The sequence below is a fragment of the Modestobacter sp. L9-4 genome (assembly GCF_019112525.1).
Taxonomy (GTDB): Bacteria; Actinomycetota; Actinomycetes; order Mycobacteriales; family Geodermatophilaceae; genus Modestobacter.
Genome location: NZ_CP077800.1, coordinates 3,097,867 through 3,124,158, shown reverse-complemented (window position 1 = coordinate 3,124,158; position 26,292 = coordinate 3,097,867). Strand labels below are relative to the sequence as shown.

Below are 26,292 nucleotides of genomic sequence, written 5' to 3'. Positions count from 1 at the left end.
CAGGGCGGCGGGAGCGGTGGGGCGTGGTCACACCACGTACATCGGCAGGTCAGGACGCGGATGGACCCGTACCACCGGCGATTTCCTCGACTCCCGGACAGCACAGCGCCCCGGCCCGCCGAGGCGGTCCGGGGCGCTGGTGACGTGCTGCGCCGACCCCCTGGTGCGGGGTCGGACGTGGGGGCGGTGACGGCGTGGCACGGCCCCTCCGGGGCCCACCGCGGGCCGGCGAGTGCCGGGTCCTGCAGAGCACTGCTCCAGCCCAGGGGGCACGGAGGACGAGGTCCTCCGTCAGCCGCCGAGCTCGGAGAGGCGGGCCTTGAGCGCCTGCTCGGCGCGGTCGGCGTGCACGTTCATGTTGCGGACCGAGGTGTTCAGGTCCGCCGACAGCTGCGTCTTGGTCTGCCCGCCCCAGGTGGTCAGGTACCAGGTGGCCCAGCCGAGCACGTTCGGCTGCGCGGCGCGCTGGTCGCGGCGGGCCGTCGGGTCGGGGGCGCAGGCGGCGGTGAGGGCGTGGGAGAGCAGGGTCTGCTCGGCCTCCCCCATGATCTCGTCGGGCACCTCGGCGCTGTCGGGGACGACGAACTCGACGGCGTCGGCGCCGCCGTCCAGTGACTGGAGGTTGCGCAACCCGTTGAGGGTGGCGACGGTCTGGGAGTTGCGGCGCAGCGTGGCGACGCTCTGCCCCATGTAGGCGGCCAGCTCCTTCTCGCTGGGGCGGCGCTGGTGCTCGGCGGTGAAGGAGGCGATGGCCTTCTGCTGCTTGTTCTCGGTGTCGGCGGCGGTGCGCCCGTAGGCGTTGCGGCCCAGGTCGTGCACCCACTTGGACAGCTGCGTGGCCAGGAAGGCGCCGAACGGCACGCCCTTAACCTCGTCGTAGGTGGCCACGGCCTTCAGCACCCACTCGGCGACCTGCTGGTCGACGTCGTCGTTGTCGGGCAGGTGCAGCCGGATCGTGCTCATGTTCCGCTGCAGGCGCTTGAGGCTGACCCGGCAGTAGTGCCGGCAGAGCCCGTCGAGGAAGGCCGGGGGCAGGTCGCGCGGCGCGCGGCGGCGGACGCCGGTCTCCGGGCGCAGCCCCACGGTCGCGTAGCCGTGGGAGGCGCACCAGGCGCGGGTCAGCGCGGCCAGCTCGTCACCGGTGCCCGGCTGCCCGTCGACCCGGTAGAGGCCGTCGCCCTCGTCGTGGGTGACGGTGACGTCCGCGGGGAAGGCGGCGCGGAACTCGGCCAGCGGCAGCTCGCGGTCGGTGCGGAAGTGCACCCGGTCGCGCGGGGTGATCGGGGCCAGGACCCAGCCGTCGGCCTCGGGGATCCCGCCGAAGACCAGCGGCTCACGGGTGCGGCGCTCCTCGGGGGCGCCCGCGGGGGCGAGCCCGGCCGGGAGGGTGGACGTCGTGGGGGCGGGCTGGGCGGTGATGAACTCGGACACCGGGTCCTCCTGAGGGGAAGTGCAGGGGGCGGGTGGGGGGTGGTGCTGGTCGGCCCGGGGGGGACCGGGGTCCTCCGTCAGGCGGGGACGGGCACCGCGCGCCGGGTGACGGCGGCGTCGACGGGGGTCCGCGGCGAGGGGATGCGCGGCGCGGCCGCCCGGGGGGCGGCGGCGCGCGGGGCCTCGGCGGCCTCGAGGACGCCGGCGGCGGCGGCGCGCTCGGCCGCGCTGGGCTCGGCGACGTAGACCGGCATGAAGTCGTAGAGGTCGGTGAACAGACCGTCGACGAAGGCGTAGGCGGCCTGCGCCTGGTCGGAGAACTTGGCGATCAGCTCCCGCGGGCCGAGCTCGACACCGACGGTGACCCGCACGACGCGGTCGTCGCCGGACAGCCCGGTCAGGGAGAAGGAGACGTCCTCGTGCCGGCCGGCCAGCGCGGAGAGGGCGGCCAGGCAGCGGCGGGTGCCGGAGCGCCGGGGGCGGAGCTGCACGTGGACGACCACGGTCTCGGCCCAGGTGGACTCGGCACAGGCGGGGCCCAGCGCGTCCACGTCGCTGCCGACGGCCTCGACGAGGCGCAGGCCGTCGGCAGCGGGCTCCTCGACGTGCAGGTCGATGCCAGCGGTCGTGTTCTGTGCAAGTGCGCTGCGTGCCATGTCGATCTCCCCCAGTAGCGGTGGCGCTGTGGGGGAAGAGTTGCGCAGCAGCGACCAGTCCGACGGCGAGACTCGCCGCCCTGTGACTACTGTGGCAACTGAGGTGAACGACTATTGAGTCGAATCGATCACGGTCATGTCACTCTTTGCTAGTCGAGCTGTTCAACGCTGGTGCGAATGCTGCCAAGGCGCCCAGCGCGTCGGCTGCCACCTCGGCCGCCAGGCTGTTGGCCTCGGCGATCTGGCGGTAGACCTCCTCGCGGTGGATGGCGACCTCGCGGGGGGCCTTGAAGCCCAGCCGCACGGTGCCACCGCGCACCTCGACGACGTAGACCTCGATGTCCTCGCCGATCCGGATGCTCTCGCCGACGCTGCGGGTGAGTGTGAGCATGGGGTACCCCTCCATGGGTTCGTGTGGGCCATCCGTGGCGTGCCCCGCCGGTGTGGCGGGACGGGGGCGCCGCCACCCGGGTGGTCGGCGCTCCAGCTCTCTTCTCGGCAGGGGCGGCGCTGAAACGGCGGCCCCTGCCGCCGTTTCAGCGCAGGAAGTCCAGCAGGGTCGGCTGGACGACCTTGGCCGTGGCGCCCAGCGCGGCCTGGTAACCGGTCTGCATCATCGACAGGTCCACCATGGTCTTGGCCAGGTCGATGTTCTCGATGGACGCCGACCGGGTCTGCAGCGTCAGCTGGAGGTCCTGGTTCACCTGCTGCGCCGTCTCGACCCGGTTGGTCCGGGTGCCGATGTCGGCCGCGACCTTCTTCAGCCCGTCGAGGGCCTTGTCGAGTGCGGCGAGGTGGCCGGCCAGGGCGGCCGGGTCGTCCACGACGTCGCGGGCGATGTCCCCGATGACCGAGAAGAGGTCCCCGGTCGCCGGGTCGCCGAAGGCCTCGGGGCCGGTGACGTCCACGCGCACCGAGTCGACCTCGGAGACCTGCCGGCGGACCTCGACCACCGGCACCCCCGCGGTGCCGCCGTAACCGACGTAGGCGCCGGCGGCGTCGTAGGCGGAGGCACCGCTCGTCACCCCGCCGAAGATCGGCTGGCCCTTGACCGCGGTGTTGGCCAGGCCGAGGAGGCTCTCCCGGATGCCCTTCATCTCCGTCTGGACGGCCACCCGGGAGGCGTCGGAGAGACTGCCGTCGTTGAGGCCCTTCACGGTGAGCGCACGGGCGCTCTGCACCTGGGCGGTGATGTTCGTCAGGGCCGAGTCGGTCGCGTCCAGCTGTGAGATCGCGTCGCCGATGTTGCGGGAGTACTGGGTCGCGCTGGCCATCTCCTGACGGACCTGCATCGCCGAGTTCGTGCCGGTCGGGTCGTCCGAGGGCTTGTTGATCGACTTGCCGGAGGTCTGCTGGGCCTGCAGCTTGGCGATGGCCTCCATGTTGCGGTTCAGGTTCTGCAGCGCCGTGGCCGCGAGCGACCGCTGGGTGATCCGCATCAGGTCACAGCCCCACTCGGCCGGTGCGGTTGATCAGCACGTCGAGCGTCTCGTCGATGGTGGTGATCAGACGCGCGGCGGCCTGGTAGGCGTGCTGGAACTGCAGCATGTTCGTCATCTCCTCGTCGATGTTGACCCCCGCGACGGACTCCCGGGACGCCTCGACCTGACTGCCGATGACCTTCTGGGTCTCCAGGTTGCTCGTCGCCACCGAGGCCTCGACGCCGAGGGCGACGATGAGCTTGCGGTAGAGCGTGGTCGAGCCCCCGGCAGCGTCCTTGAGCTTGCCCAGGGCCATGGCGTTGCCGTTGTCCGCGGAGGGGTCCGTGCCGTTCGGCGGCCGGGAGGCCGCCGCCAGCTTCGCGGTGTCGGTGATCTTGAGGGTGATGGTGGCCGCGGTGATCGTCGCGGCCCCGCCACCGTCGAACACGACGCCGCCGGGGGCGCCGTCCTTGTCGTAGCCCTGCGCGTGCGCGGTGTTGATCTCCTGCGCCACCTGCCGGGCCACCGCGTCGAGCTCCGTGCGGTAGCGGGGGATCGTCTCGGTCAGCGCGGTGAGCTTGCCGCCCGCGGTACCGCCGACGGCGACCCGCGTGCTGCCCGGGTCGGTCTCGAACCGGGGGTTCGTGGCGCTGACCGTGGCCGGGTCCCCGGTGCCGACGGCCTTGATCCGGGTGGCCGAACCGCCGGAGATCAGCGTGGCGCCGGAGACCACCACGTCGACCTGGCCGTCGGAGCCGGGCGTGGACGTCGCACCGATCGCCTCCGCCAGGTCCATCACCAGCACGTCGCGCTTGTCGGCCAGCTCGTTGACCGGCAGCCCCGCCTGGGTGCCCCGCCGGATGGAGACGTTCAGGTCGGCGATGGCCTGGGCCTTGGCGTTCACGTCCTGCGCCAGCACGTCGAGGCTGTCGCGGGTCTGGGTCCACTGCTGGTCCAGGGTGGCGCTGGTGGTGTGCAGCTCGGCGACGAGGGTGGCGGTGTTCTGCAGCACCGCCGCGCGGGCGCCGTCCTCCTTGGGAGAGCTGGCCAGCTCGCTCCACGACGTGTAGACGCTGGTGAGCTTGGCCGAGATGCCGGTGGTGCCCGGCTCGCGGAACGCCTGCTCCACCGTGGCCAGGGTGTCGTCCCGCACGGTCATCTGGGCGGTGGTGGCGGTCTCGGCCTGGGCCCGGCTCTCCAGGAAGGCGTCCCGGATCCGGATGACGGTGTCGGCGTCGACGCCCTGGCCGACCTGGTTGCTGACCGAGTAGATGGCCGGGACGACGTTGCCGTTCACCGACTGGAGCTCGGCCCGCTGCCGCGAGTAGCCGACGGTGTTGATGTTGGCGATGTTCTGCCCGGTGACGTCCAGGCCGCGCTGCTGGGCCCAGAGGGCGGTCGTCGCCCGGTTCAGGCCGGAGAACGTGCTCACTTGTGCTCCTCATTGGCGCCGGCCGGCGAGGTCCGCCGGGATGCTGTGCTGGTCTGTCCGCCCACGACCCGGCTCACAGCGCGCCGTCCAGGGTGACCGAGCGGTAGGCGTTGCCGGTGGCCCGTCCGGCCTGCGTGTACGTCCCGGCCGTCGCCCCCGCCGGGCGCACCGACAGCAGCGCGTCGCCGATGGCCGCGAGCCCGCCCTCGATGAGCCCCTTGTTGGTGTCGGAGAGGGAGCGCAGCTCGGTGACGAGGGCCAGCAGCGACTCGTGGTGCTTGGTGTACAGGTCGTTCCACGGCGCCGGCGCGACGTCGGCCAGCTGCCGGAGCGAGGGGTCGACCGCCAGGCCCAGCCGGCCGGCGATCTGCTCGGTCGCCGCCGCCCGCTCGACCTCGAGGGTCCGCAGCTGCTCGAGCACGACCTCGATCTCGTGCGCGATGCGCGCCAGCCACCGGCTCTTGCCGGTGATGATGAGGTACTGCTTCTCCTCGGCCTTGAACAGCAGGAGGTCCAGGAGCTCCTGCTCCCGCCAGAGCAACGTCGACAGGTGCTGGTGGTCCACGTCCGCCGCCTTTCCGTCGTCGTGTGCAACCCGTGGGGGCCTGCGCCTGCCGGGTCCGGCGGGCGCTGTCGGTGGACCATCGGCACACCGCTGGGGACGATCAAGCCGAGTTGGACCGGACCCACCGCAGAAAAGTGCGCGGCGGCGGTCCGGTACGGGGGTGGACCCGCCGAGTACACAGCCGTGACCCCAGCCCGCTCCGCCGTGCTCGATCGCCGACCGTCCGACGTCGACGCGCTGGTGACCACCCACCTGCCGCTGGCCCAGTTCGCGGTGAACGCGGTGGCCTCCCGCATCTCCCTGCCGAGCCACGTGAGCCGGGACGACCTGCTCTCCTGCGCGAGCATCGCGCTGGTCGAGGTCGCCCGCCGCTTCGACCCGGCCGCGGGCGCGTCCTTCGCCACCTACGCCCTCCCCCGCCTGCAGGGCGCGGTCCTCGACGAGCTGCGCTCGGGCGACTGGGCCAGCCGCTCGGTGCGGGCCGCGGCGCGGCGCACCGACGCCGCGACCGACGCGCTCACCATCCGCCTGGGCCGGCCGCCGACGAAGGAGGAGCTGGCCACCAGCCTAGGCGTCGCCCGGTCGGAGCTGGACTCGCTGCAGATCGACGTGCACCGCGCGGTGATGGTCAGCATGGACGCCGAGTCCGGCACCGACGGCGGGTCGCTGGACCTGCCCGACACCGGCGACTCCCCCGAGCGCGCGCTGATGCGCGGTGAGCGGGCCCGGCACCTGCACGAGGCGATCCGGGCACTGCCCGACCGGCTCGACGAGGTCGTCGAGCGCAACTTCTTCGGTGACGAGTCGCTCACCGACATCGCGGACTCCCTCGGGGTCACCCTGTCCCGCGTCTCGCAGATGCGCGCCCGGGCGCTGACCCTGCTGCACGCGGCGATGAGCGAGCTCTGGGACGGCACGCCGGTGGCGGCCGACGGCGGGGTGCGCGCCCGCAACCAGCAGCGCGCCTACGTCGAGCGGGTCGCCGCCCGGCAGCCCGGGACGGGTCGCGCGGCTGCCGCCCCCTCGTTCCCGGCGCCCCGGCCCGGCGGCCGCGGGCACGGCTGGCAGGTCCCCCCGCGCGCGCCGGCGTCCCAGCCCGCCTGACACCACTCCCCCGTGCCCCCGGCCGACACCACGTCGTCCGGGGGCACGGCCGTGTCCGGCCCGGGGTTCCCATCCGCACCCGGGCAGCACGACGAGGCCCCCTCCGCTGCTGCGGAGGGGGCCTCGTCGGTGGTGCCTGCGGTCAGGCGCTGAGACGCTGGCTGCGGGTGCGGTTCTCCCGGGCCTGCCGCCAGGCGCCGGCCCACAGCTCGGCCGTGTGCTCGGTGAGGTGCCGGGCCAGCACCGCCTCGCGGTCGGCCGCGGCCATCTCCCGGCGCTGGTCGGGGCGCTGCACGCCACCGGCGATGAGGGTGGCCCAGTCACGGGGGGCCTTGGCGCGCCGACCGAGTCCGAGGCGCTCGTACTCCTTGCTGGGCGACCGGACCGCGTAGACGCCGCGGGCGGCGTACTCCATCACCTTCAGCCAGCTCTTGCAGTCGTTGAACCGGTCGTCGCGGAGCGGGGCGATGCCCACGTCGAACTGCTCGCCCACCAGGGTCAGGTAGTCGTCGACCTCGCGGACCCAGGGGACGACCACCGGGTCCTCGGCCAGCCGGAGGACGCTGCGCGAGTCGCCGGCGGCACCCATCACCATGAACCGGCTCTGCCCCTGGGTGCGGTCCAGCGCCTGCTGCAGCCCCGACTCCATCACCTGCAGGTCGTAGGGGTGCACGAGCACCGACCCGGTCCAGCCGACGGTCACCGTCTCCGGCTCCCGCTCGTAGGCCGGCGGCAGCTCGGCGACCCGGCGGGGGATCGCGTTGGGCACCACCACGCCCCGCCCGCGGGTGGCGTACTCGGTCAGCAGCGAGGGGGTCGAGACGGTGACCAGGTCAGCCTCCCGGGCGCAGGCCAGGGCCAGCTTGTCCAGGCCGCCGCGGATCAGCGCGGAGTGGCCCATGTGGCCGTAGGGCACGGCGGAGAGCAGGTCGTCCATCTCCACCACGACGGCGACGCCCTGGGCCTGCAGCAACCGCAGCACCTGCAGCATCGCGACCGTCTTGGGCAGCTGCAGCACCACGACGTCAGCGCCCTGGGCGTCGACCGCCCCGACGCTCAGCTCGGTCTCCCCCGGCTCCTGGACCATCGTGGTCGTGATCCCGTGGCTGACGGTGACCTGGATCCCGAGGCCGGCCTCGTGCACGGCGCGGGCCGGTTCGGTCATCCGGTGGTACTTGGATCCGGTGTAGACGGTGGTGCACAACAGGACGTTCACGGTCGGCGGGTCCTCCCCGGATCGGGTCCCGGTCCGCCCGCGGCACCGGCTGACCTGCTGCCGGGGCTGTCGGGGCGGGCCTGCACCACGCGGTGCTGGAGACATCGGGCCGGGTATCGGCAGCGCGCACGGCGGACGGCACCGGCCGCACGGACGACAGCGGCACCGCCTCCGGACCGAGGAGCGGGAAGAAGTCCCCGGTTCGGGTCAAGGAGTGCTGCGCACCGGCCGTTAAGGGTTGAGCAACGCCCGCAGCACGGATGCAGCGGTCTCCACACAGCAGCCCGAATTCCACGGAGGAAACCATGGGTCTCAGCGTCAACACCAACACCTCGGCTCTCAACGCCTACCGCAACCTGAGCACCACGAACAACCAGATGGCGAAGTCGCTGGAGAAGCTCTCCTCCGGTTTCCGCATCAACCGCGCCGCCGACGACGCCGCCGGCCTCGCGATCTCCGAGGGCCTGCGCTCGCAGATCGGTGGCATCAAGGTCGCCGTCCGCAACACCCAGGACGGCATCTCGGTCGTGCAGACCGCTGAGGGTGGCCTGAGCGAGACCACCTCGATCCTGCAGCGCATGCGCGACCTCGCCGTCCAGGCGGCCAACGAGGGCGGCAACGACACGAACTCCAACGCCGCCATGGACGCCGAGAGCAAGACGCTGCAGTCCGAGCTCACCCGCATCGCGGACAAGACGACCTTCAACAACGTCAAGCTGCTCGACGGCACCTACGACAAGAACTTCCAGGTCGGCTACGCCTCCGGTGACACCACCAAGGTCACCATCCAGTCGGCGAGCGGCGGCGTGGGCTTCGACGCCGGCGACCTGGGCGTCAGCGCCGTCAGCCTGACCTCGGCCTCCGGCGCGCAGACCGCCATCGGCCTGATCGACACCGCCATCAAGAACGTCTCGACCGCCCGCGCCAGCCTGGGTGCCATCCAGAACCGGTTCGAGCACACCATCAACAACCTCAACACCACGGCCGAGAACCTGACCGCGTCGGAGAGCCGCATCCGCGACACCGACATGGCCCAGGAGATGACCAACTTCACCCGCACGCAGATCCTGACCCAGGCCGGCACGTCGATGCTGGCCCAGGCCAACCAGTCCACCCAGGGCATCCTGAAGCTCCTGGGCTGATCTGCCTGAGCACGTCCCAGCACTGAACAGCACCACCCGCTGAGGGGGGAGGCCACCGGCCTCCCCCCTCAGTGCGTCCCCCGGCAGGTCGCCGGGTGCCGGGCCGGTACCCGGCCGCGTGCCGCGGGCGGTGCCCGCGCGCAGTCCTGCACGGGCCGGCGGACACCGACCCCCGGGCGGACACCCCACCCGGCGGGGGGAGGCCGGAGAAAAGTTCCGGCTTCGGGTCAAGGAACTCCCGCCAGCAGCCGTTACAGGCAGTGCGTCACCCGCAGCACGGATGCAGCGGTCTCCACACAGCAGCCCGAATTCCACGGAGGAAACCATGGGTCTCAGCGTCAACACCAACACCTCGGCTCTCAACGCCTACCGCAACCTGAGCACCACGAACAACCAGATGGCGAAGTCGCTGGAGAAGCTCTCCTCCGGTTTCCGCATCAACCGCGCCGCCGACGACGCCGCCGGCCTCGCGATCTCCGAGGGCCTGCGCTCGCAGATCGGTGGCATCAAGGTCGCCGTCCGCAACACCCAGGACGGCATCTCGGTCGTGCAGACCGCTGAGGGTGGCCTGAGCGAGACCACCTCGATCCTGCAGCGCATGCGCGACCTCGCCGTCCAGGCGGCCAACGAGGGCGGCAACGACGCCAACTCCAACGCCGCGATGGACTCCGAGGGCGACGCCCTCAAGCTGGAGCTCACCCGGATCGCGGACAAGACGACCTTCAACAACGTCAAGCTGCTCGACGGGTCGTACAACAAGACCTTCCAGGTCGGCTACGCCTCCGGCGACACCACCGCGGTCAAGATCAGCGCCACCAGCGGCTCGACCAGCTTCTCCTCCACCGGTCTGGCCGTGGACTCCATCGACCTGACCACGGCCGCCGGTGCCTCGGCTGCCATCGGTGCCATCGACACCGCCATCAAGAACGTGTCGACCGCCCGCGCCAACCTGGGTGCCATCCAGAACCGGTTCGAGCACACCATCAACAACCTCAACACCACGGCCGAGAACCTGACCGCGTCGGAGAGCCGCATCCGCGACACCGACATGGCCCAGGAGATGACCAACTTCACCCGCACGCAGATCCTGACCCAGGCCGGCACGTCGATGCTGGCCCAGGCCAACCAGTCCACCCAGGGCATCCTGAAGCTCCTGGGCTGATCTGCCTGAGCACCACCTGAACGGCACCACAGCACGTCCCAGCACCACCCGGTGAGGGGGGAGGCCCCCGGCCTCCCCCCTCACTGCGTGCCCCGCACGACCAGAGAACCGAGGAAGCGACATGGCAGGCATGAGCGTGAGCACCGGCCTGATCTCCGGGATGGACACCGGCTCTCTCATCACCCAGTTGATGCAGATCGAGGCCAACCCCCAGACCCTGCTCAAGACCAGGCTGACCGACACCCAGGCCGACGCCACCGCGTACCGGGCGATCAACACCAAGTTCGACGCGCTGCGCACGGCCGCCGAGGCCCTCACCAAGGCGACCGCCTGGGCTGCCGCGAAGGCGACCAGCTCGGCCACCACGGTGACCGCCACCGCCAGCGCGGACGCGACCCCCGGCTCGCTGACGTTCAGCGTCACCGCGCTGGCCGCCAACCACTCCGTGCTGAGCGCCGGGACCTGGACGAAGACCACCGACGCCTTCGGTCAGGCCTCCCCGCTGGTCCTCACCGCACCCGACGGCAGCAGCAAGCAGATCGCACTGAAGAGCGGCGCCACCCTCGCCGACACGGTCGCGGCCATCAACTCCTCCGGCTACGGGCTCGCCGCCACCGCGGTCAACACCAGCACCGGCTACCGGCTGCAGGTCAGCTCCACCGCGACCGGTGAGGCCTCCCGCTTCACCCTCGCCGCCACCGGCGAGACGACGCCGACCTTCGGTGTGCTCACCACCGGCACCAACGCGAAGGTGCACGTCGGCGACGCGACCACCGGCTTCGACGCGGTCTCGTCGACCAACACCTTCAGCGAGCTGATGCGCGGCACCCCGATCACGGTCAGCCAGACCGGCGGCCCGGTCACCGTCAGCGTCGCGGGCGACCCCGACGCCGTGGCCACCGCGGTCCAGTCGATGGTCACCGCCGCCAACGCCGTGCTGTCGGCCATCAAGAGCAACACGGACACCTCCACCGGCAGCAAGGCCGTGCTCAAGGGCGACAGCACGCTGCGCGGGCTGACCTCCCAGGTCCTCGACGCCGTCGGCTACGCGATCGGTGGCAAGTCGGCCGCCACCGCCGGCCTGCAGCTCAACCGGGACGGCTCGCTCGTGTTCGACAAGGCCGTCTTCACCGCCAAGCTGCAGTCCGACCCGTCGCTGGTCCAGCGGCTGGTCAACGGCACAGCCGCCTCCGACGTGGACGGGATCGCCGGCAGCGCCGACGACGTCGCCGCGGTCCCGGGCGTCGCCCAGCGGCTGCTCGCGCTGTCGAAGAAGGCGACCGACTCCACGGGCGGCACCCTGATCCTGCTGGCCAAGAGCCAGGACATGGCGGCCAGTGCGCTGACCGACCAGATCGCCGCCTGGGACATCCGCCTGGCCTTGCGCAAGGACAACCTGACCAAGCAGTTCACCGCCATGGAGACGGCACTGGGCACGATGCAGAACCAGGCCTCCTGGCTGTCGTCGCAGCTCTCGTCGCTGCCCAGCCCGTCCAAGTCCTGACCCCCGTGTACCTGGAGGAGAACCGATGAGTGCCGCCGCCCTGCGGGCCCGCTACCTGGGCGACGCCGTCACCACCGCGTCGCCGCAGCAGCTGCTGGTCATGCTGTACGACCGTCTCGCCCTCGACCTCGAGCGCGGCCAGACCGCCCTGGTCGCCGGCGACCGCGAGGCGGCGAGCCAGCAGCTCCAGCACGCCCAGGAGATCGTCATGGAGCTGCAGGGCAGCCTCCGGGTCGACGTCTGGGAGGGCGGTCCCCGCCTGGCCGCGCTCTACACCTGGCTGCTCACCGAGCTGATCTCGGCCAACGTGAAGGGCGACGTCCGACGGATCGGCGACTGCCGGCGGATCGTCGAGCCGCTGCGGGACGCATGGCGGGAGGCTGCGGCGTCCCTCGCCACGACGTCGGCATGACCTCCGGCCACGTCCCGCGCAACCGGGTCGGGGACCCCCCTGCCCGGCGGTCCGGGGCGCAGAGCTGGCCCGCGGTCCTCGACGCCCTCGAGGGCGACGTGTACGAGGCCGAGGAGACCCTCGCCCGTGGCCGGGCCGAGGAGATCGCCGCCTGGGGGCGCCGGTCCACCGACTGGATCCCGCCGAGCAGCCTGGGCCCGCTCCCCGACGACCTGCGCGAGCGCGCCGCCCGGCTGCTGCAGCACCAGCTGGCCGTCGCCGAGGCCCTGGTCGAGCGGATCACCCAGTCGCAGAAGCAGCGCGACGTGGCCGCCCGGATGTCCTACGCACCGACCCGCCCCGTCGCCTCCTTCATCGACCAGGCGCTCTGAGGCGGGACCCCCTCCCCCGAGCCCGGCGCAGAGCACCGTCACACCAGCCCCACCGCACTCCCCCGTCCCCCGTGGCCACGAGCGTCGCTCTGGCCACGGGGGACGTGTGCGTTGTGTGACTCGATGCGTCCGATCGGGTGCATGTGGTCACGGTCGGCACCCGACCTGCCGATGACCAGGAGGCAAGGAACGCAGCACACTCGCCACGGATCGGCGGCCCCTTCGCTCCCAGGACCCCCTGGGCGCGCGTCCCGCCGTACCCGGAGGTATCCCCGTGCTCCGTCGTCCCCTGCCGAGCGCCCGGTGCTGATCACCGACTCGACCATGACCGCGCTGCACGCGTCCCTGACCGGACTCCAGCAGCGCCAGCGGGTGACCGCCGACAACATCGCCAACGTCCAGACGCCGGGCTTCCTCGCCGGCCGGGTGGACTTCGAGTCGGCCCTGCAGAACGAGATCGCCAGCGGTGAGACCCCCGTGGTCGGCCGGTCCGCGATGAGCCGTTCGCTCGACCCGACCCGCACCGACGGCAACAACGTCAACCTGGACACCGAGACGGTCATCGCCACCGAGACCGGGCTGCGGTACCAGCTGTCGCTCAACGCCCTCGACGGCAAGTACGCCCTGCTCCGCTCCGCACTCCGGACGCAGTGACGTGGCCGCCTTCGACACGATCGGCATCGCCGGGTCCTCGCTGTTCGTCCACCGCAAGTGGATGGACGCCGTCTCGGACAACATCGCGAACATCAACACCGCCCGCTCGACGGACCAGGACGCCTTCCAGGAGCGGATGGTCGTCGCCCAGGCGGTCGACTACGGCTCGGGCACCGGCGGCGTCCGCGTCGCGCGGACCGAGCTCGGCTCCGCCGAGGGCCGGGTGGTCAACGACCCGGGCAACCCGCTGGCCGACGCCGACGGCAACGTCCGGCTCCCGGACATCGACCTCGGGGACCAGATGACCCAGCTGCTCATGGCCCAGCGCGGCTACCAGGCGAACCTCGCCACCATCAAGAGCGCCACCGAGGCCTACCAGCAGGCCCTGCAGCTCGGGAAGGGCTGACCATGACCTCGCCCATCGGCGCGATCTCCGCCCTCGTCGGCGGGATCCCCGCACCCAACCTCGACGGCACGTCGGGCGTCACCGGCGTCTCGATGAGCCCGTCGGCGACCTCGGCCGCCGGCGACGGTGGGTTCGCCGACATCCTGACCGGCCAGATCGACCAGCTGAACGCCGTGCAGGGCAACGTCGACCACCTGGCGCTCCAGGCGGCCACCGGCGACCTGCAGGACGCACACGACTACATGATCGCCAGCACTGAGGCCCGGCTGGCCACCGACACCGTGGTCACGCTGAAGAACTCCGCCGTGGCCGCCTTCACCGAGATCATGAGGATGCCGGTCTGATGCCCGCCGCCCTCGCCGGCCCGCTGAACCGGGTCAAGACCCTGCTGTCGACGATCAGCCTCGGGCAGAAGATCGTGATCGGCCTGCTGCTGGCCGGTCTGCTGCTCGGAGGCGTCGTCTTCACCCGCTGGATCACCGCGCCGACGCTGTCGCCGCTGTTCAGCAACCTGGCCTCCTCCGATGCCTCGGCGATCGTCGAGGAGCTCACGGCCGAGGGCGTCCCGTACCAGCTGGCCGACGGCGGCGGCACGATCATGGTCGCCCAGGACAAGGTCTACGACCTGCGCCTGGCGATGAGCGGCAAGGGCCTGCCCGAGGGCAACGAGACCGGCTACTCGCTGCTGGACAAGCAGGGCATCACGACCAGTGAGTTCCAGCAGCAGGTCTCCTACCAGCGCGCCCTGGAGGGCGAGCTGTCGACGACCCTCAAGGCCCTGGACGGCGTCCGGTCGGCGGTCGTGCACGTCGCGATGCCCAAGGACGACGTCTTCGCCACCGACGAGGGCAAGCCCACCGCCTCTGTCCTGCTGGACCTGGCGCCGGGCACGAAGCTGGACGGGGAGCAGATCCAGGCGGTCACCCACCTGGTCTCCTCCAGCATCCAGGGCATGGCCCCGGAGTCGGTCACGGTCGCGGACTCCACCGGTGCCGTCCTGTCGGCGGCCGGTGAGGCCGCCGGCGGCGCCACCGGTGACGCGCAGGCCGAGGCCGAGCAGGCGCAGGAGGCCCGGCTGGCCGCCAACGCGCAGAAGGTGCTCGACCCGATCCTGGGGCGCGGCAAGTCCGTCGTCTCGGTGCGGGCGGACCTCGACTTCGCCAAGCGGGACACCACCAAGGAGAGCTACAGCTACAACCCGAACACCCCCGCGCTGTCGGAGCAGAGCACCACCGAGAAGTACACCGGCACCGCCGGCGCGGTCGGTGGCGTGCTGGGCGCCGAGGACACCGCGGGCACCCCCGGCGGCGACTCGGCCTACGACAAGACCAACACGACGTCGAACAACGCCGTGGACAAGACCACCGAGGTGGTCTCCGCCGCTCCCGGCACCACCCAGCGGCTGACCGTGTCGGTGGCGCTGGACTCCGCCGTCGCCGGCGCGCTGAACCAGCAGCAGGTGCAGGACCTGGTCGCCACCGCCGTGGGGCTCGACCCCGCCCGTGGTGACGCGATCTCGGTCGCCACGATGGCCTTCGACACCTCCGCGGCCGAGCAGGCAGCCGCCGACCTCGCCGCCGAGCGGGAGGCGGAGAAGACCGCCCAGATGTGGTCGATGATCAAGACCGGCGGCATCGCCCTGGGCATCGCCCTGCTCGTGCTCATCGTCTGGCTCCGCTCGCGCCGCAACCGCGAGGAGTACGAGGAGCTCGAGGACGACGAGCCGGCCGACTACGAGCGCATCCAGGTCGAGAGCATCCGCGACCCCGAGCTCGACGACCGCGCAGCCCAGCTGGCCGCCGCCCAGCGGGAGAAGGTCCGCGGCGAGATCTCCGAGATGGTCAGCGACCGCCCCGACGAGGTCGCCACCATGCTGCGCGGCTGGTTCGCCGAGTCGAAGTGACCCGGGACGACGGGCCGGGTCCCTCGGGACCCGGCCCGTCGTCGTCCCGGACTGCCGATGAAGAAGGGGACGCCGCGGGCGTCCAGCGACAGGAGGACTGAGCAGTGAGCATCGCCGGGCACACACCGAGTGAGCGAGCATCGCAGGGAGCGCCAGCGACCGAGGAGCGGAACGCGCTCGGGGTCCGGCCATGAGCATCGCCAGCGTGGAACAGCTCGTCGGCACCCCGGCCAAGACCGCGCAGCTGGCGGTCCCCCGCAAGGAGCTGCCCGGGCTGCGCAAGGCCGCGGTGTTCCTCGCCCAGCTGTCCAAGGAGGAGGCCGGCGCCGTGCTGGCCCAGCTGCGGCCCTCCGAGGTCGAGAAGCTGACCGGGGAGCTGATGCGGCTCCAGGGCGTGGACGGCGGGGACGTCGACGACGTGCTCAACGAGTTCCACACGCTGATGAACGCCCGCCGCTTCGTCGGCACCGGCGGTGTCGAGTTCGCCCGCGAGGTGCTCGCCGCGGGCCTGGGCGAGGAGCGGGCCGACGGCATCCTGTCCCGGCTGAACGTCGTCTACACCGAGCTGCCCTTCGCCTCGCTGCGCAACAGCGACGTCCGGCAGCTGGTCACCTTCCTCAAGGACGAGCACCCGCAGGTGGTCGCGCTGGTGCTGGCCCACCTCCCGGCCCCGCAGTCGGCCGAGGTCCTGTCGGGCTTCCCGCCGGACCAGCAGGCCGACGTCGCCTACCGGATCGCGATGATGGACCGCACCTCCCCGGAGATGGTGCGGATGGTCGAGGAGGAGCTCGGCCGCCGGATGGGGTCGCTGCTGGCCTACCAGGACATGGCCACCGTCGGCGGCGTCGAGACGCTCGTGGAGATCATCAACCGCTCCTCCCGGCCCACCGAGCGCTCGATCCTCGAGTGGCTGGAGAAGAGCGACCCCGAGCTCGCCGAGCGGATCCGCTCCCAGATGTTCGTCTTCGAGGACATCGTCACCATCGACGACCGGTCGCTGCAGCTGGTGCTCCGCGACGTCGAGGCCAACGACCTGGCCACCGCGCTCAAGGGCGTCAAGCAGGACGTCCGGGACAAGGTGGTCCGCAACCTCTCCGAGCGTGCCGGGGAGAACCTCATCGAGGAGATCGAGCTGCTCGGCCCGGTGCGCACCCGCACCGTCGAGGAGGCCCAGGCCAAGATCGTCGCGGTCATCCGCGTGCTCGAGGAGCAGGGCGTCCTGACCATCTCGCGTGGCGGGGACGATGACTTCGTCGCGTGAGACGTTGCTCCTGCGCGGGGCATCGGCCGCCGACGCCGTGCCGTACCAGCGGGCCGGGCAGGGTGCGCCCACGTGGGGACGCCGGACCGGACCCCGCGCGGCCACGGACGGCGCGGCACCGGTGCCCGCGGTCACCGAGCCCGTCCCGGTCCCCCGCAGCGAGGCGCCCGCCGCACCGGTGACCGCTCCCCCGGCCGCGGCGGGCCCGGCGACGTCCCCGATCCGGGTCGCACCGGTGCCCGACGGGTCCGCCGCCCGCGCCGACGCCGCCTCCACCACCCGCGTCGGGCTCCGGCTCGGCGAGGTCTACGCCGAGCAGCTGGCCGTGCTGCGCGAGGAGGCCCGCCGTGCCGGCTGGGCCGCCGGGCACGCTGAGGGCCTGGTCGCCTCCGAGCGGGTCGTCCGCGCCGCCGAGCAGGCCGCCGAGGAGCGGCTGGCCGAGGTGCAGGCCCGGTGGGAGCGCCGGCTGGCCTCGGCCACCGCGGCCCTGGGTGCGGCGGTCGACCGCCTGGACGCCACCGCCGAGCCGGTGATGGACGCGCTGCGCGAGGACGTGCTGGACATGGTCGTGCTGCTGGTCGGCGACCTGCTCGGCCGCGAGGTCACCCTCGCCGACAGCGCCGGCATGGACGCCGTCCGTCGCGCCCTCACCCTGTGCCCGACCGACGTGCCCGTGCGGGTGCGGCTGCACCCCGACGACCTCGCCGAGGTGCCCGCCGACGCTCTCGCCGGGCTGCCGGGGTCGGTCACCGTCGTCGGGGACGCCGACGTCGAGCGCGCCGGCGCGCTGGCCGAGGCCGGCACCGTCCGGGTCGACGCACAGCTGTCGGCGGCCCTGCAGCGCGTCCGCGAGGTGCTCCTCCCGTGAGCGCCGCCGAGGTGCTCGAGCGCGCCCGCGCCGCAGCCCGGCCGCAGGTCACCGGGACGGTCACCGGCGCGATGGGGCTCACCCTCACCGTCGAGGGTGTCTCGGCCGCGGTCGGCGACCTCGTCCAGGTCGCCACCACGCCCCGCCCCCTGCTCGCCGAGGTCGTCGCGGTCGCCCAGGACCGGCTGACCTGCATGCCGCTGGGCGACCTGTCCGGGGTGCGCTCCGGCACGCGGGTCCGCGCCACCGGCATGCCGCTGCAGGTGCCCGTCGGGGAACAGCTGCTCGGCCGGGTCCTCGACGGTCTCGGCCGGCCGATGGACGGCGGCCCGCCGCTGGGCGGCAGCACCCGCTTCGTCGACCTCACCAGCGAGACGCCGAACGCGCTCACCCGCGCCCGGGTCGACCGGCAGCTGGCCACCGGCGTCCGCGCGCTGGACACCCTGGTGCCCATCGGCAAGGGCCAGCGGCTGGGCATCTTCGCCGGCTCCGGCGTGGGCAAGTCGACCCTGATGAGCCAGATCACCCGCGGCACCGACGCCGACATCCGGGTCATCGGGCTGATCGGCGAGCGTGGTCGCGAGGTCCGGGAGTTCCTCGAGGAGGACCTCGGCCCGGAGGGCATGGCGCGCACCGTCGTCGTCGTCGCCACCTCCGACGAGCCGCCGCTGGTGCGGCTCAAGGCCGCGTTCGTGGCCACCCGGATCGCCGAGGGCTTCCGCGACCAGGGCCGCGACGTCCTGCTGATGATGGACTCGATCACCCGCACCGCCATGGCCCAGCGCGAGGTCGGCCTGTCCGCGGGCGAGCCGCCGGCCACCCGCGGCTACCCGCCGAGCGTCTTCGCGATGATGCCCAAGCTGTTGGAGAAGGCCGGGACGTCGACCACCGGCTCCATCACCGGGCTCTACACCGTGCTGGTGGAGGGCGACGACCACAACGAGCCGATCGCCGACACCGCCCGGTCGATCCTGGACGGGCACGTGGTGCTCACCCGCAAGCTCGCCACCCAGGGGCACTTCCCGGCCATCGACGTCCTGGAGTCGATCAGCCGCGTGGCCACCACGATCGTGCCGGGCGCGCAGATGACCGACGCCCGGGAGGTGCGCCGGATGATGGCCGCGCTGCGCGACGTGCGCGAGCTCATCGAGATCGGTGCCTACCAGACCGGCACCGACCCGCTCGTGGACCGCGCCCGCCGGCTGGTGCCGGCCATCGACGCCTTCCTGCGCCAGACGGTCGAGGACGCCACCCCGCCGCCGGAGGCGTTCGCCCGACTGCACGCCATCGCCACCTCCGCATGAGCCCCGGTCGCGGGACCACCGGCGACCTCGGCGGTGCACCGTGAAGCAGCCGGCCTTCCGGCTCGAGCCGGTCCTCCGGCTGCGCCGCACCGAGGAGAAGGCCGCGGCCCTGGCGTCGGCGCAGGCGGCCCGGGAGGCGGCCGAGGCGGCCGAACGGGCCGAGCGTGACGCCCTCGCGCTCACCGACCGCTCGCTGCCCGCGCACGTCTCCGGTGGTGCGTTCATCGCCGCGATGGTCGCGTCGGCCGCTGCGGCTGCCGATGTCTCTGCTGCACGGGCACTCGCGCTCGCCCGGGCGGAACAGGCAGAGCTGGTTCGGGCGCGGTGGACAGCCGCCGCGCAGCGCACCAAGGGCCTGGAACGCCTCCGGGAGCGCCACGTGTCCGCACTGCAGACAGCCGCCGACGCGGCCGAGGCCCGGGCGATCGACGACCTGGTCACCGGCGCGTACAGCACCAGGACGAAGGGAGAGGACACGACGTGGACGGACTAGCCGCGGTGCAGACCCGGATCAGCCAGATCCACGCCCGCTTCCTCCCGCCGGCGCCCGCGGCCACCCGCTCCTCGTGGGCCAGCGCCGCGTCCGCGGCCGGGCTCACCGGCAGCACCACCGCCACCGCCACGGGCACGGCCACCGCCACCGCCACCGCGGCCACCGGCTCCGCGGCCACCGGCACCGGCGCGGAGGTCGTGGGCGCGGCGACGAAGTACCTCGGCGTCCCGTACAAGTGGGGCGGCACCGACGCCTCCGGCCTGGACTGCTCCGGGCTGACCCAACGCGTCTACGCCGACCTGGGCGTCGACCTGCCGCGCACCGCCGCCCAGCAGGCCACCGCCGGCCGTCCCGTGGCCTCGCTGGCCGAGGCCCGGCCCGGCGACCTGGTCTTCTTCGACAACTCCTCGTCCCGCTCCGGGATCGACCACGTCGGCATCTACGTCGGCGGCGGCAAGATGATCGCCGCGCCCCAGGAGGGCGAGGTTGTCAAGGTGCAGGACGTCGGCAGCCCCACCCTCATCCGCCGCGTGCTGCCCGACGGCACGGGCGCCGCGACCACTGCGGCGACCGGCGGCGGCTCGCTCGGCGGCGTGCCCTACGCCGACCTCTTCACCCAGGCGGGAGCCAAGTACGGGGTCTCCCCCGCGCTGCTGGCGGCGATGGCGAAGACCGAGTCGGGCTTCGACAGCTCGGCGGTCTCCCCGGCCGGCGCGACCGGCCTGATGCAGTTCATGCCGGCCACCGCGAAGAGCCTGGGCGTCGACCCCACCGACCCGGCATCGTCCGTGGACGGCGCGGCCCGCTACCTCAGCAGTCTCACGAGCCAGTTCGGCTCGACCGAGCTCGCGCTCGCCGCCTACAACGCCGGACCCGGCGCGGTGCAGCGCGCCGGTGGCGTGCCGGCCAACGGCGAGACCCCCTCCTACGTCCGCAAGGTCACGAGCGCCGCGGAGGCCTGGTCATGACCGCTCCCTCCGTCCTGCCGTCGATGCCCGCGGTCTCCCGCGCCGGCACGCGCCCGGCCGGCCCCGCCTCCACCCCCGGCGGGCCGGCCTTCGCCGACGCCCTGGGCGACGCCCTGCAGGGCACCCGCGACACCCCGCGCGACTCCCCCGCCGACGACGCCGTCGGGCGGGGGTCCCGCGACGGCCGCCTGCGGACCAGCGCTGCGGACACGGGGACGAAGAGCACGACCGCCGAGGACGCGCCGGACCCGGACGCCCCGGACGCGGACCGGCCCACCGACCCGGCGACCGCTGCCGGCACGGCGGCCGACCCGACCGCTCCGGTCCCGGTGCCGCTGGCCCCGGGCCTGTGGGCGCTGCTGGCCGCCGCCACCCCGGTCGTCACCGCACCGACCGGGGACGTCCCCGCCGACCCGGCCGCCGTCACCGGCACCACCGCCGTCCCGGGCACCACCGTCCCGGGCGCCACGCTCCTCGGCGCCACGGTCCCGGGCGCCACCGTCCCGGACGCCACTGCCCCGGTCGCACCCGCCGCAGTCCCCGGGCTGCCGGCCGCCGCCGTCCCGCTGCCCGCCGTCCCGCTGCCCGACCCGGCGTCGTCCGGGCAGCAGCCGGCGACCGCCCCGGGGACGGACGGCACGGGCTCCCCGGCCACGTCGACGGACACCGCAGCCCTCACCGTCGTCCTGGACGCCGCCCCGGCCCCGGGCCCTACGCCCGGGCCGGGGGCACCCGCCGCCGACCCGCCGCCCGTGCTGATCCCGCCCCCCGGCTGGGCGGGCACCTCCGCGGACAGCTCCGACACCTCGTCGGACCAGCCGGCCGCACCGGCCCTGCCCGCCGCCGACGCACCGGCCGACACCGAGCCGGTGTTCACGCTCGGCGGCAGCACGGTGACGACCTCGACCGCCGTCGTCACCCCCACCCCCACCCCCACCCCCGCAGCCCCGGCCGCGCCCCCGCCGCCGGTCGCCCAGCAGCTGGGCCAGCACCTGGCCGTGCTGCGCAACGCCCCCGACGGCAGCCAGACGATGACCCTCGTCGTCACCCCCGACGACCTCGGCCAGGTGACCATCGCGGTGACCGTCTCCGGCGGCACGCTGGACCTGAAGCTGCACGGCGCCCACGAGGCCGGCCGGCACGCCCTGCTCGACGCGCTGCCCGACCTGCGACGCGACCTCGAGGGAGCCGGGCTCTCGCTCAGCTCCCTGGAGGTCGGCACCGGCACGGGCGACTCCGGCCCCGGCTCGCGCTCGGCACAGCAGCAGCTGCTGGACGCCCGCGCCGGGCAGCAGGGCAGCACCGGACAGCCCGGCCAGCAGACACCCCGCGGGCGGGCGTGGGGCGCTGCCCCCGAGCCGCTGGCTGCCGGCACCCCGACCACCGACAGGTCCACGTCCTCCGGCGTGGACGTCCGCGTCTGACCAGGAGGACGCTCGATGACCACCATCCCGCCGATCGGCACCGTCGGTCAGCCCACCCAGGACGCCAGCTCCACCACCGACCGCGCCGACCAGATGGGCAAGGACACCTTCCTCAAGCTCCTGGTCGCGCAGATGAAGTACCAGGACCCCAGCAACCCGACCAGCAGCAGCGAGTTCATGGCGCAGACCGCGACCTTCACCCAGGTGGAGAAGCTCGAGGAGATCGCCTCGCAGAACGCCGAACTGCTCACCCTGCAGCGGTCGCTGAGCGCCGGCGCCCTGGTCGGCAAGCACGTCGCCTACACCGACGACACCGGGGTGACCGTCACCGGCGCGGTGTCCTCGGTCCTCGTGTCCGCGGGCTCGGAACCCCGCGCGATCGTCGGGGACAAGGCCGTCCCGCTGGGCCGGATCACCGAGATCACCGTCCCCGAGGTCGACACCCCCACGACCAGCACCCCGGCGAGCACGCCGCCGACCAGCACCACGCCGCCCACCAGCTGATCCCGGCGCCGTCCGCACGCGCACCACACCGATCACCGATCGCGAGGAGTCCTCCCCATGCTGCGTTCCATGTTCTCGGCCATCTCCGGCCTCAAGGCCCACCAGACGAAGCTCGACGTCGCGGGCAACAACATCGCCAACGTCAACACCGTGGGCTTCAAGAGCAGCACCACCGTCTTCGAGGACACGCTGTCCCAGGTGCTGCGCAACGGCTCCTCCCCCAACGGCGAGACCGCGGGCACCAACCCCGCGCAGGTCGGCCTGGGGGTCAAGGTCGCCGGCATCACCACCAACTTCGGCCAGGGCTCCACCCAGAACACCGGCCGCGCCAGCGACTTCATGATCAGCGGCGACGGCTTCTTCGTCACCAAGCAGGGCACCGAGAACCTCTACACCCGCGCCGGGTCCTTCGACACCGACGGCGTGGGCAACCTGGTCACCCCCGACGGCGCCAAGCTGCAGGGCTGGCTGGCCAACGCCAACGGCGTCATCAACGCCAACGCCGAGATCGAGGACCTGCGGATCCCCACGGGCCAGGTGCTCGCCCCGGTGGCCACCACCGGCTCGGCGATCAGCGGCAACCTGTCGGCCAGCGCGATCGCCGCCGACACCCCCGTGACCTCGCAGATCACGATGTACGACGACCTGGGCAACGCCCACGCGGTCAGCGTGACGATGCAGAAGACGGCGAACCCCAACCAGTGGCAGGTCACCTTCACCGACCCGACCGCCACGACCCCCCAGCTGGGCGCCGTCACCCTGCAGTTCTCCGACGGCAGCGCCGCGTTCCCGGACCCGGCCGACCCCACCAAGAACCTCCCGGCCGGGACGCTCGCCGCCCCCACGCCGGCCACGTACACCCTGCCCGCGCAGACCGCGAACTTCGCCGCCTGGACCAAGCCGGTGGCCGTCGACCTGTCCGCGCTGACGCAGTACGGCGGCAAGAGCGACGCCGCCGCCAAGGGCACCGCGCAGGGCGGCTCCGCCATGGGCGTGCTCCAGGGCTACTCGCTCAGCGGCGACGGCACCATCGTGGGCACGTACTCCAACGGCCTCAAGCAGCCGATCGGCAAGCTCGCGCTGGCCACCTTCACCAACCCCGGTGGCCTGGAGAAGGCCGGCAACAGCTCCTACCGGGCGGCCGGCAACTCCGGCAACCCGCTGATCGGGCAGGCCGGCACGGGCGGCCGCGGCAGCCTCACGGCCGGCGCGCTGGAGATGTCCAACGTCGACCTGGCCGAGGAGTTCACCGGCCTGATCGTCGCCCAGCGCGGCTTCCAGGCGAACAGCCGCGTGATCACGACCTCCGACGAGATCCTGCAGGACCTGGTCCAGCTCAAGCGCTGATGACCGGGCCGGGCGGTGCGGTCACCCCACCGGGGTGACCGCACCGCCCGCCTCAAGCACGCCGCACGACCTCCCGATGACACCAGTGCGACCGCGACGACGCCGGCACCGGCGGCCGCCGCCCCAGAACCCAGGAGCTCTCCCGTGATCCGTCTGACGCGCCTCAACGGCGAGCACTTCGTGCTCAACGCTGAGCTGATCCAGCGTGTGGAGGGCCATCCCGACACGGTGATCACGCTGCTCGACGACACGAAGTACGTCGTGACCGAGGGCGTCGACGCGGTCGTCGCCTCCGTCCTCCACTACCGGGCGGGCATCCAGGCCCTGGCCTTCACGATGGACCGCGGCGAGCACCGCCCGCAGGTCCCGACCACCACGGACGGCGCGACGTCGGACTCCTCCGTCGTCCCCTTCCCGACCCGCCAGGAGCGCTGACCCATGGACCCGGCCACTCTGATCGGCATCGCCGTGGCGATGGGCGCCATCCTGCTCACGATGATCCTCGAGGGCTCGTCCCCGATGGCGATCATCCTGATCCCGCCGCTGATCCTCGTCTTCGGTGGCACCTTCGGCGCGGCCGTCGGCGGCATCTCGATGTCCGACGTCAAGAAGATCGGCAACTGGTTCAAGATGGCGCTGATGCCGCCGGCCGTCGCATCGGTCAGCGAGCGCATCCAGATCCTGGTCAGCCTGGCGGAGAAGGCCCGCAAGGAGGGCCTGCTGGCCCTCGAGGCCGAGGTCAAGAAGATCGACGACCCCTTCCTCAAGAAGGGGCTGCAGATGAGCATCGACGGCACCGACCCCGAGGACCTGCGCGTCATCCTGGAGGGCGAGATCTCGGCGAAGAAGGCCGAGGACAAGACCGCCGCCAAGTTCTTCAACTCGATGGGCGGCTACGCGCCCACGATCGGCATCATCGGCACGGTCATCGGGCTCATCCACGTCATGGAGAACCTCTCCGACCCGGAGTCGATCGGCCCGCTGATCGCCAGCGCCTTCGTCGCGACCCTGTGGGGCGTGCTGTCGGCCAACGTCTTCTGGCTGCCCATGGGCGCCAAGATCACCCGCACCAGCGAGCTGCAGGCCGCCTCCATGGAGCTGCTGGTCGAGGGCATCGCGGAGATCCAGGCCGGTACCAGCCCGCGCACCGTCCGGGCGAAGCTGTCCGCCCTCGTCCCGCCCAGTGAGCAGCAGCGCGAGGCGGCATGAGCAAGAACGCCGTCAAGAGCGGGCACGGCGGGCACGGCAGCCGTCGGGCCAAGAAGCACGAGGAGGAGGAGCACGAGAACCACGAACGGTGGCTGGTGTCCTACGCCGACATGCTGACGCTGCTGTTCGCGCTGTTCGTCGTCCTCTACTCGATGAGCCAGGTGGACGTCACCAAGTTCACCGCGTTCTCGCAGGGCCTGCAGGAGGGCTTCGGCGCCCCGGTGTCGATCCTCAACGACGGTGCGGCCATCGACGCGCCCACCGACGACGACACCCCGCTGAAGCCGGTGCAGGTGGCCGAGGAGGCCGCCATCGACGGCACCCCGCAGACCGAGGCGGAGAAGAAGGCCGCCGAGCAGGTCGCTGCCCAGCAGGCGCAGCAGACCGCAGCCGAGGCCAAGGCGGCCTACGACCAGCTGGACCGAGCGCGCGACGGCCTTGCGGCGGCACTCGCCGCGGCCGGGCAGGCCGGTGCTGCGGAGTTCGTCATCGACGAGCGCGGCCTGGTCGTGCACGTGGTCTCCGACCCGGTCCTCTTCGCCCCGGAGTCCGCCGCGCTGCTGCCCGGCGGGGCCACCGTGCTGGACGCACTCGCCCCGACCCTGGCCGGCCTGCCCAACCTGATCCGGGTCGAGGGCCACGCGAACTCGCTGCCGGTCACCCGTGGTGGCCCCTGGCCCTCGAACTGGGAGCTGTCGGCGATCCGGGCGACCACGGTGCTCCGGCACCTCACCGAGACCGACGGCCTCGTCGAGGACCGGGTCTCCGCCGCCGGCTACGGCAGCACCCGGCCGCTGGTGCCCGACTCCGACCCCAGCTACGTGACCGTCAACCGGCGGGTCGACATCGTCGTCGCCTCCACCGCCTCGGCCGGCGCGAACGCCCAGCTCCCCAGCCTGGAGGCCGCCGCCCAGCAGGCCGCCGGCACCCCCGCACCGGCCGCGCCGGCGGCTCCCGCAGCCGTCGGGGCGAGCACGGGCAGCACCACCGACGACGCCGGTCACGGCACCACCGACACCGGTCACGGCACCACCGACTCCGAGGGAGGCCACGGATGAGCAAGAAGACGAAGGACGAGACGCCCGCGGACGAGGACGCGCCGAAGGGCGGGAAGAAGAAGCTGCTGATCATCGGGCTGGTGGCAGTGCTGGCCATCGGCGCGGCGGCCTACTTCTTCGTGTTCAGCGGTGGCGGCGAGGCCGAGGCCGAGCCCGCCCCCGAGCCCGGGTCGGTGCTGGTCGTCGACCCGGTGGCCATCAACCTGGCCGGCGGCAGCTACCTGAAGCTGGGCTTCGCGCTGCAGTTCACCGCCGAGCACGACGCCGGCGGCGAGCACGGGGCCAAGCCCGACGGCTCCCAGGCGATGGACATCGCGATCGCCCAGTTCTCCGGCGCCGCGCTCACCGACGTGCAGGCCAACCGCGAGGCGATGAAGGCCCACCTGCAGGAGGCGATCGTCGAGGCCTACCACCACGACGTCATGTCGATCTACTACACGGAGTACGTCACGCAGTAGCGGCGAGGCCCCACCTCGG

At 72.7% G+C, this 26,292-nt stretch carries 29 protein-coding genes; 22 read left to right on the top strand and 7 right to left on the bottom strand.

The genetic code is table 11. From position 1 onward, the window contains the following. Positions 1–291 precede the first annotated feature (291 nt). The 6 genes from KUM42_RS14680 to KUM42_RS14655 all read right to left on the bottom strand — a co-directional run bounded on the left by KUM42_RS14680 (position 292) and on the right by KUM42_RS14655 (position 5,505). Entirely contained in the window at positions 292–1,431 is a 1,140-nt protein-coding gene (locus KUM42_RS14680) for a flagellar biosynthesis protein FliA (RefSeq protein WP_237493270.1), read from the bottom strand. Between the two features lie 77 nt (positions 1,432–1,508). Next, positions 1,509–2,087 carry a hypothetical protein gene (locus KUM42_RS14675; protein ID WP_237493269.1) on the bottom strand — a complete coding sequence of 193 codons (579 nt, stop codon included), beginning with the start codon at positions 2,085–2,087 and terminating at the stop codon, positions 1,509–1,511. A 139-nt stretch (positions 2,088–2,226) separates the two neighbouring features. Further along, a complete protein-coding gene (gene csrA, locus KUM42_RS20310; RefSeq protein ID WP_304610702.1) occupies positions 2,227–2,478 on the bottom strand; it encodes a carbon storage regulator CsrA in 252 nt (83 codons plus the stop codon). A 145-nt stretch (positions 2,479–2,623) separates the two neighbouring features. After that, the gene (flgL, locus tag KUM42_RS14665; RefSeq protein ID WP_237493268.1) at positions 2,624–3,526 is read right to left on the bottom strand and encodes a flagellar hook-associated protein FlgL; all 903 of its coding nucleotides are present in this window, start codon (positions 3,524–3,526) and stop codon (positions 2,624–2,626) included. A gap of 4 nt (positions 3,527–3,530) precedes the next feature. Then, complete coding sequence (flgK, locus tag KUM42_RS14660) at positions 3,531–4,940, bottom strand: flagellar hook-associated protein FlgK (RefSeq protein ID WP_237493267.1); 1,410 nt, start codon at positions 4,938–4,940, stop codon at positions 3,531–3,533. Positions 4,941–5,013: 73 nt separating this feature from the next. Beyond that, positions 5,014–5,505: a flagellar protein FlgN gene (locus KUM42_RS14655; RefSeq protein WP_237493266.1), complete on the bottom strand. Its 492-nt coding sequence runs from the start codon at positions 5,503–5,505 to the stop codon at positions 5,014–5,016. Positions 5,506–5,688: 183 nt separating this feature from the next. Between KUM42_RS14655 and KUM42_RS14650 the strand changes: the two genes are divergently transcribed. Continuing rightward, positions 5,689–6,609 carry a sigma-70 family RNA polymerase sigma factor gene (locus KUM42_RS14650; RefSeq protein ID WP_237493265.1) on the top strand — a complete coding sequence of 307 codons (921 nt, stop codon included), beginning with the start codon at positions 5,689–5,691 and terminating at the stop codon, positions 6,607–6,609. Positions 6,610–6,751: 142 nt separating this feature from the next. Here KUM42_RS14650 and KUM42_RS14645 read toward each other — a convergent pair whose 3' ends face one another. Beyond that, the gene (locus KUM42_RS14645) at positions 6,752–7,825 is read right to left on the bottom strand and encodes a glycosyltransferase (protein WP_237493264.1); all 1,074 of its coding nucleotides are present in this window, start codon (positions 7,823–7,825) and stop codon (positions 6,752–6,754) included. 305 nt (positions 7,826–8,130) lie between these two features. On the opposite strand from KUM42_RS14645, the gene KUM42_RS14640 reads away from it, so the two are divergent. The 21 genes from KUM42_RS14640 to fliL all read left to right on the top strand — a co-directional run bounded on the left by KUM42_RS14640 (position 8,131) and on the right by fliL (position 26,273). Continuing rightward, a complete protein-coding gene (locus KUM42_RS14640) occupies positions 8,131–8,967 on the top strand; it encodes a flagellin (protein WP_237493263.1) in 837 nt (278 codons plus the stop codon). 325 nt (positions 8,968–9,292) lie between these two features. Then, positions 9,293–10,129, top strand: a complete 837-nt coding sequence (locus tag KUM42_RS14635; protein ID WP_237493262.1) for a flagellin — start codon at positions 9,293–9,295, stop codon at positions 10,127–10,129. 130 nt (positions 10,130–10,259) lie between these two features. Continuing rightward, the gene (gene fliD / locus KUM42_RS14630) at positions 10,260–11,633 is read left to right on the top strand and encodes a flagellar filament capping protein FliD (protein WP_237493261.1); all 1,374 of its coding nucleotides are present in this window, start codon (positions 10,260–10,262) and stop codon (positions 11,631–11,633) included. Between the two features lie 25 nt (positions 11,634–11,658). Then, positions 11,659–12,045, top strand: coding sequence for a flagellar export chaperone FliS (gene fliS / locus KUM42_RS14625; RefSeq protein WP_237493260.1), 387 nt, complete (start codon positions 11,659–11,661; stop codon positions 12,043–12,045). Continuing rightward, a complete protein-coding gene (locus tag KUM42_RS14620) occupies positions 12,042–12,416 on the top strand; it encodes a hypothetical protein (RefSeq protein ID WP_237493259.1) in 375 nt (124 codons plus the stop codon). The genes fliS and KUM42_RS14620 overlap by 4 nt, the downstream gene beginning before the upstream one ends. A gap of 303 nt (positions 12,417–12,719) precedes the next feature. After that, complete coding sequence (gene flgB / locus KUM42_RS14615) at positions 12,720–13,070, top strand: flagellar basal body rod protein FlgB (protein ID WP_237493258.1); 351 nt, start codon at positions 12,720–12,722, stop codon at positions 13,068–13,070. Position 13,071: 1 nt separating this feature from the next. Beyond that, positions 13,072–13,476: a flagellar basal body rod protein FlgC gene (locus KUM42_RS14610; RefSeq protein WP_237493257.1), complete on the top strand. Its 405-nt coding sequence runs from the start codon at positions 13,072–13,074 to the stop codon at positions 13,474–13,476. Positions 13,477–13,478: 2 nt separating this feature from the next. Continuing rightward, a complete protein-coding gene (locus KUM42_RS14605; RefSeq protein WP_237493256.1) occupies positions 13,479–13,820 on the top strand; it encodes a flagellar hook-basal body complex protein FliE in 342 nt (113 codons plus the stop codon). Next, positions 13,820–15,379 carry a flagellar basal-body MS-ring/collar protein FliF gene (fliF, locus tag KUM42_RS14600; protein WP_237493255.1) on the top strand — a complete coding sequence of 520 codons (1,560 nt, stop codon included), beginning with the start codon at positions 13,820–13,822 and terminating at the stop codon, positions 15,377–15,379. Before KUM42_RS14605 ends, fliF begins: the two co-directional genes overlap by 1 nt. Positions 15,380–15,569: 190 nt before the next feature. Further along, a complete protein-coding gene (fliG, locus tag KUM42_RS14595; RefSeq protein WP_237493254.1) occupies positions 15,570–16,640 on the top strand; it encodes a flagellar motor switch protein FliG in 1,071 nt (356 codons plus the stop codon). Next, positions 16,624–17,508, top strand: a complete 885-nt coding sequence (locus KUM42_RS14590; RefSeq protein ID WP_237493253.1) for a FliH/SctL family protein — start codon at positions 16,624–16,626, stop codon at positions 17,506–17,508. The genes fliG and KUM42_RS14590 overlap by 17 nt, the downstream gene beginning before the upstream one ends. Further along, positions 17,505–18,812 (top strand): FliI/YscN family ATPase, encoded by a 1,308-nt coding sequence (locus KUM42_RS14585; RefSeq protein WP_237493252.1) that lies wholly within the window; start codon positions 17,505–17,507, stop codon positions 18,810–18,812. Before KUM42_RS14590 ends, KUM42_RS14585 begins: the two co-directional genes overlap by 4 nt. Positions 18,813–18,852: 40 nt before the next feature. Continuing rightward, positions 18,853–19,305 (top strand): flagellar export protein FliJ, encoded by a 453-nt coding sequence (locus KUM42_RS14580; RefSeq protein WP_237493251.1) that lies wholly within the window; start codon positions 18,853–18,855, stop codon positions 19,303–19,305. After that, on the top strand, positions 19,293–20,273 hold the full coding sequence (locus tag KUM42_RS14575; RefSeq protein ID WP_237493250.1) for a transglycosylase SLT domain-containing protein: 981 nt from the start codon (positions 19,293–19,295) through the stop codon (positions 20,271–20,273). The genes KUM42_RS14580 and KUM42_RS14575 overlap by 13 nt, the downstream gene beginning before the upstream one ends. Then, on the top strand, positions 20,270–21,697 hold the full coding sequence (locus tag KUM42_RS20305; protein WP_304610701.1) for a flagellar hook-length control protein FliK: 1,428 nt from the start codon (positions 20,270–20,272) through the stop codon (positions 21,695–21,697). Before KUM42_RS14575 ends, KUM42_RS20305 begins: the two co-directional genes overlap by 4 nt. A 15-nt stretch (positions 21,698–21,712) precedes the next feature. After that, the gene (locus KUM42_RS14565) at positions 21,713–22,201 is read left to right on the top strand and encodes a flagellar hook assembly protein FlgD (RefSeq protein WP_237493249.1); all 489 of its coding nucleotides are present in this window, start codon (positions 21,713–21,715) and stop codon (positions 22,199–22,201) included. Between the two features lie 57 nt (positions 22,202–22,258). Next, positions 22,259–23,548, top strand: a complete 1,290-nt coding sequence (locus tag KUM42_RS14560; protein ID WP_237493248.1) for a flagellar hook protein FlgE — start codon at positions 22,259–22,261, stop codon at positions 23,546–23,548. A 144-nt stretch (positions 23,549–23,692) separates the two neighbouring features. Continuing rightward, positions 23,693–23,983 carry a flagellar FlbD family protein gene (locus KUM42_RS14555; protein WP_237493247.1) on the top strand — a complete coding sequence of 97 codons (291 nt, stop codon included), beginning with the start codon at positions 23,693–23,695 and terminating at the stop codon, positions 23,981–23,983. Positions 23,984–23,986: 3 nt separating this feature from the next. Further along, entirely contained in the window at positions 23,987–24,757 is a 771-nt protein-coding gene (locus tag KUM42_RS14550; protein WP_237493246.1) for a flagellar motor protein, read from the top strand. Next, positions 24,754–25,815, top strand: coding sequence for a flagellar motor protein MotB (locus tag KUM42_RS14545; RefSeq protein ID WP_237493245.1), 1,062 nt, complete (start codon positions 24,754–24,756; stop codon positions 25,813–25,815). The genes KUM42_RS14550 and KUM42_RS14545 overlap by 4 nt, the downstream gene beginning before the upstream one ends. Continuing rightward, positions 25,812–26,273, top strand: coding sequence for a flagellar basal body-associated protein FliL (gene fliL / locus KUM42_RS14540; protein ID WP_237493244.1), 462 nt, complete (start codon positions 25,812–25,814; stop codon positions 26,271–26,273). Before KUM42_RS14545 ends, fliL begins: the two co-directional genes overlap by 4 nt. Positions 26,274–26,292: the final 19 nt, after the last annotated feature.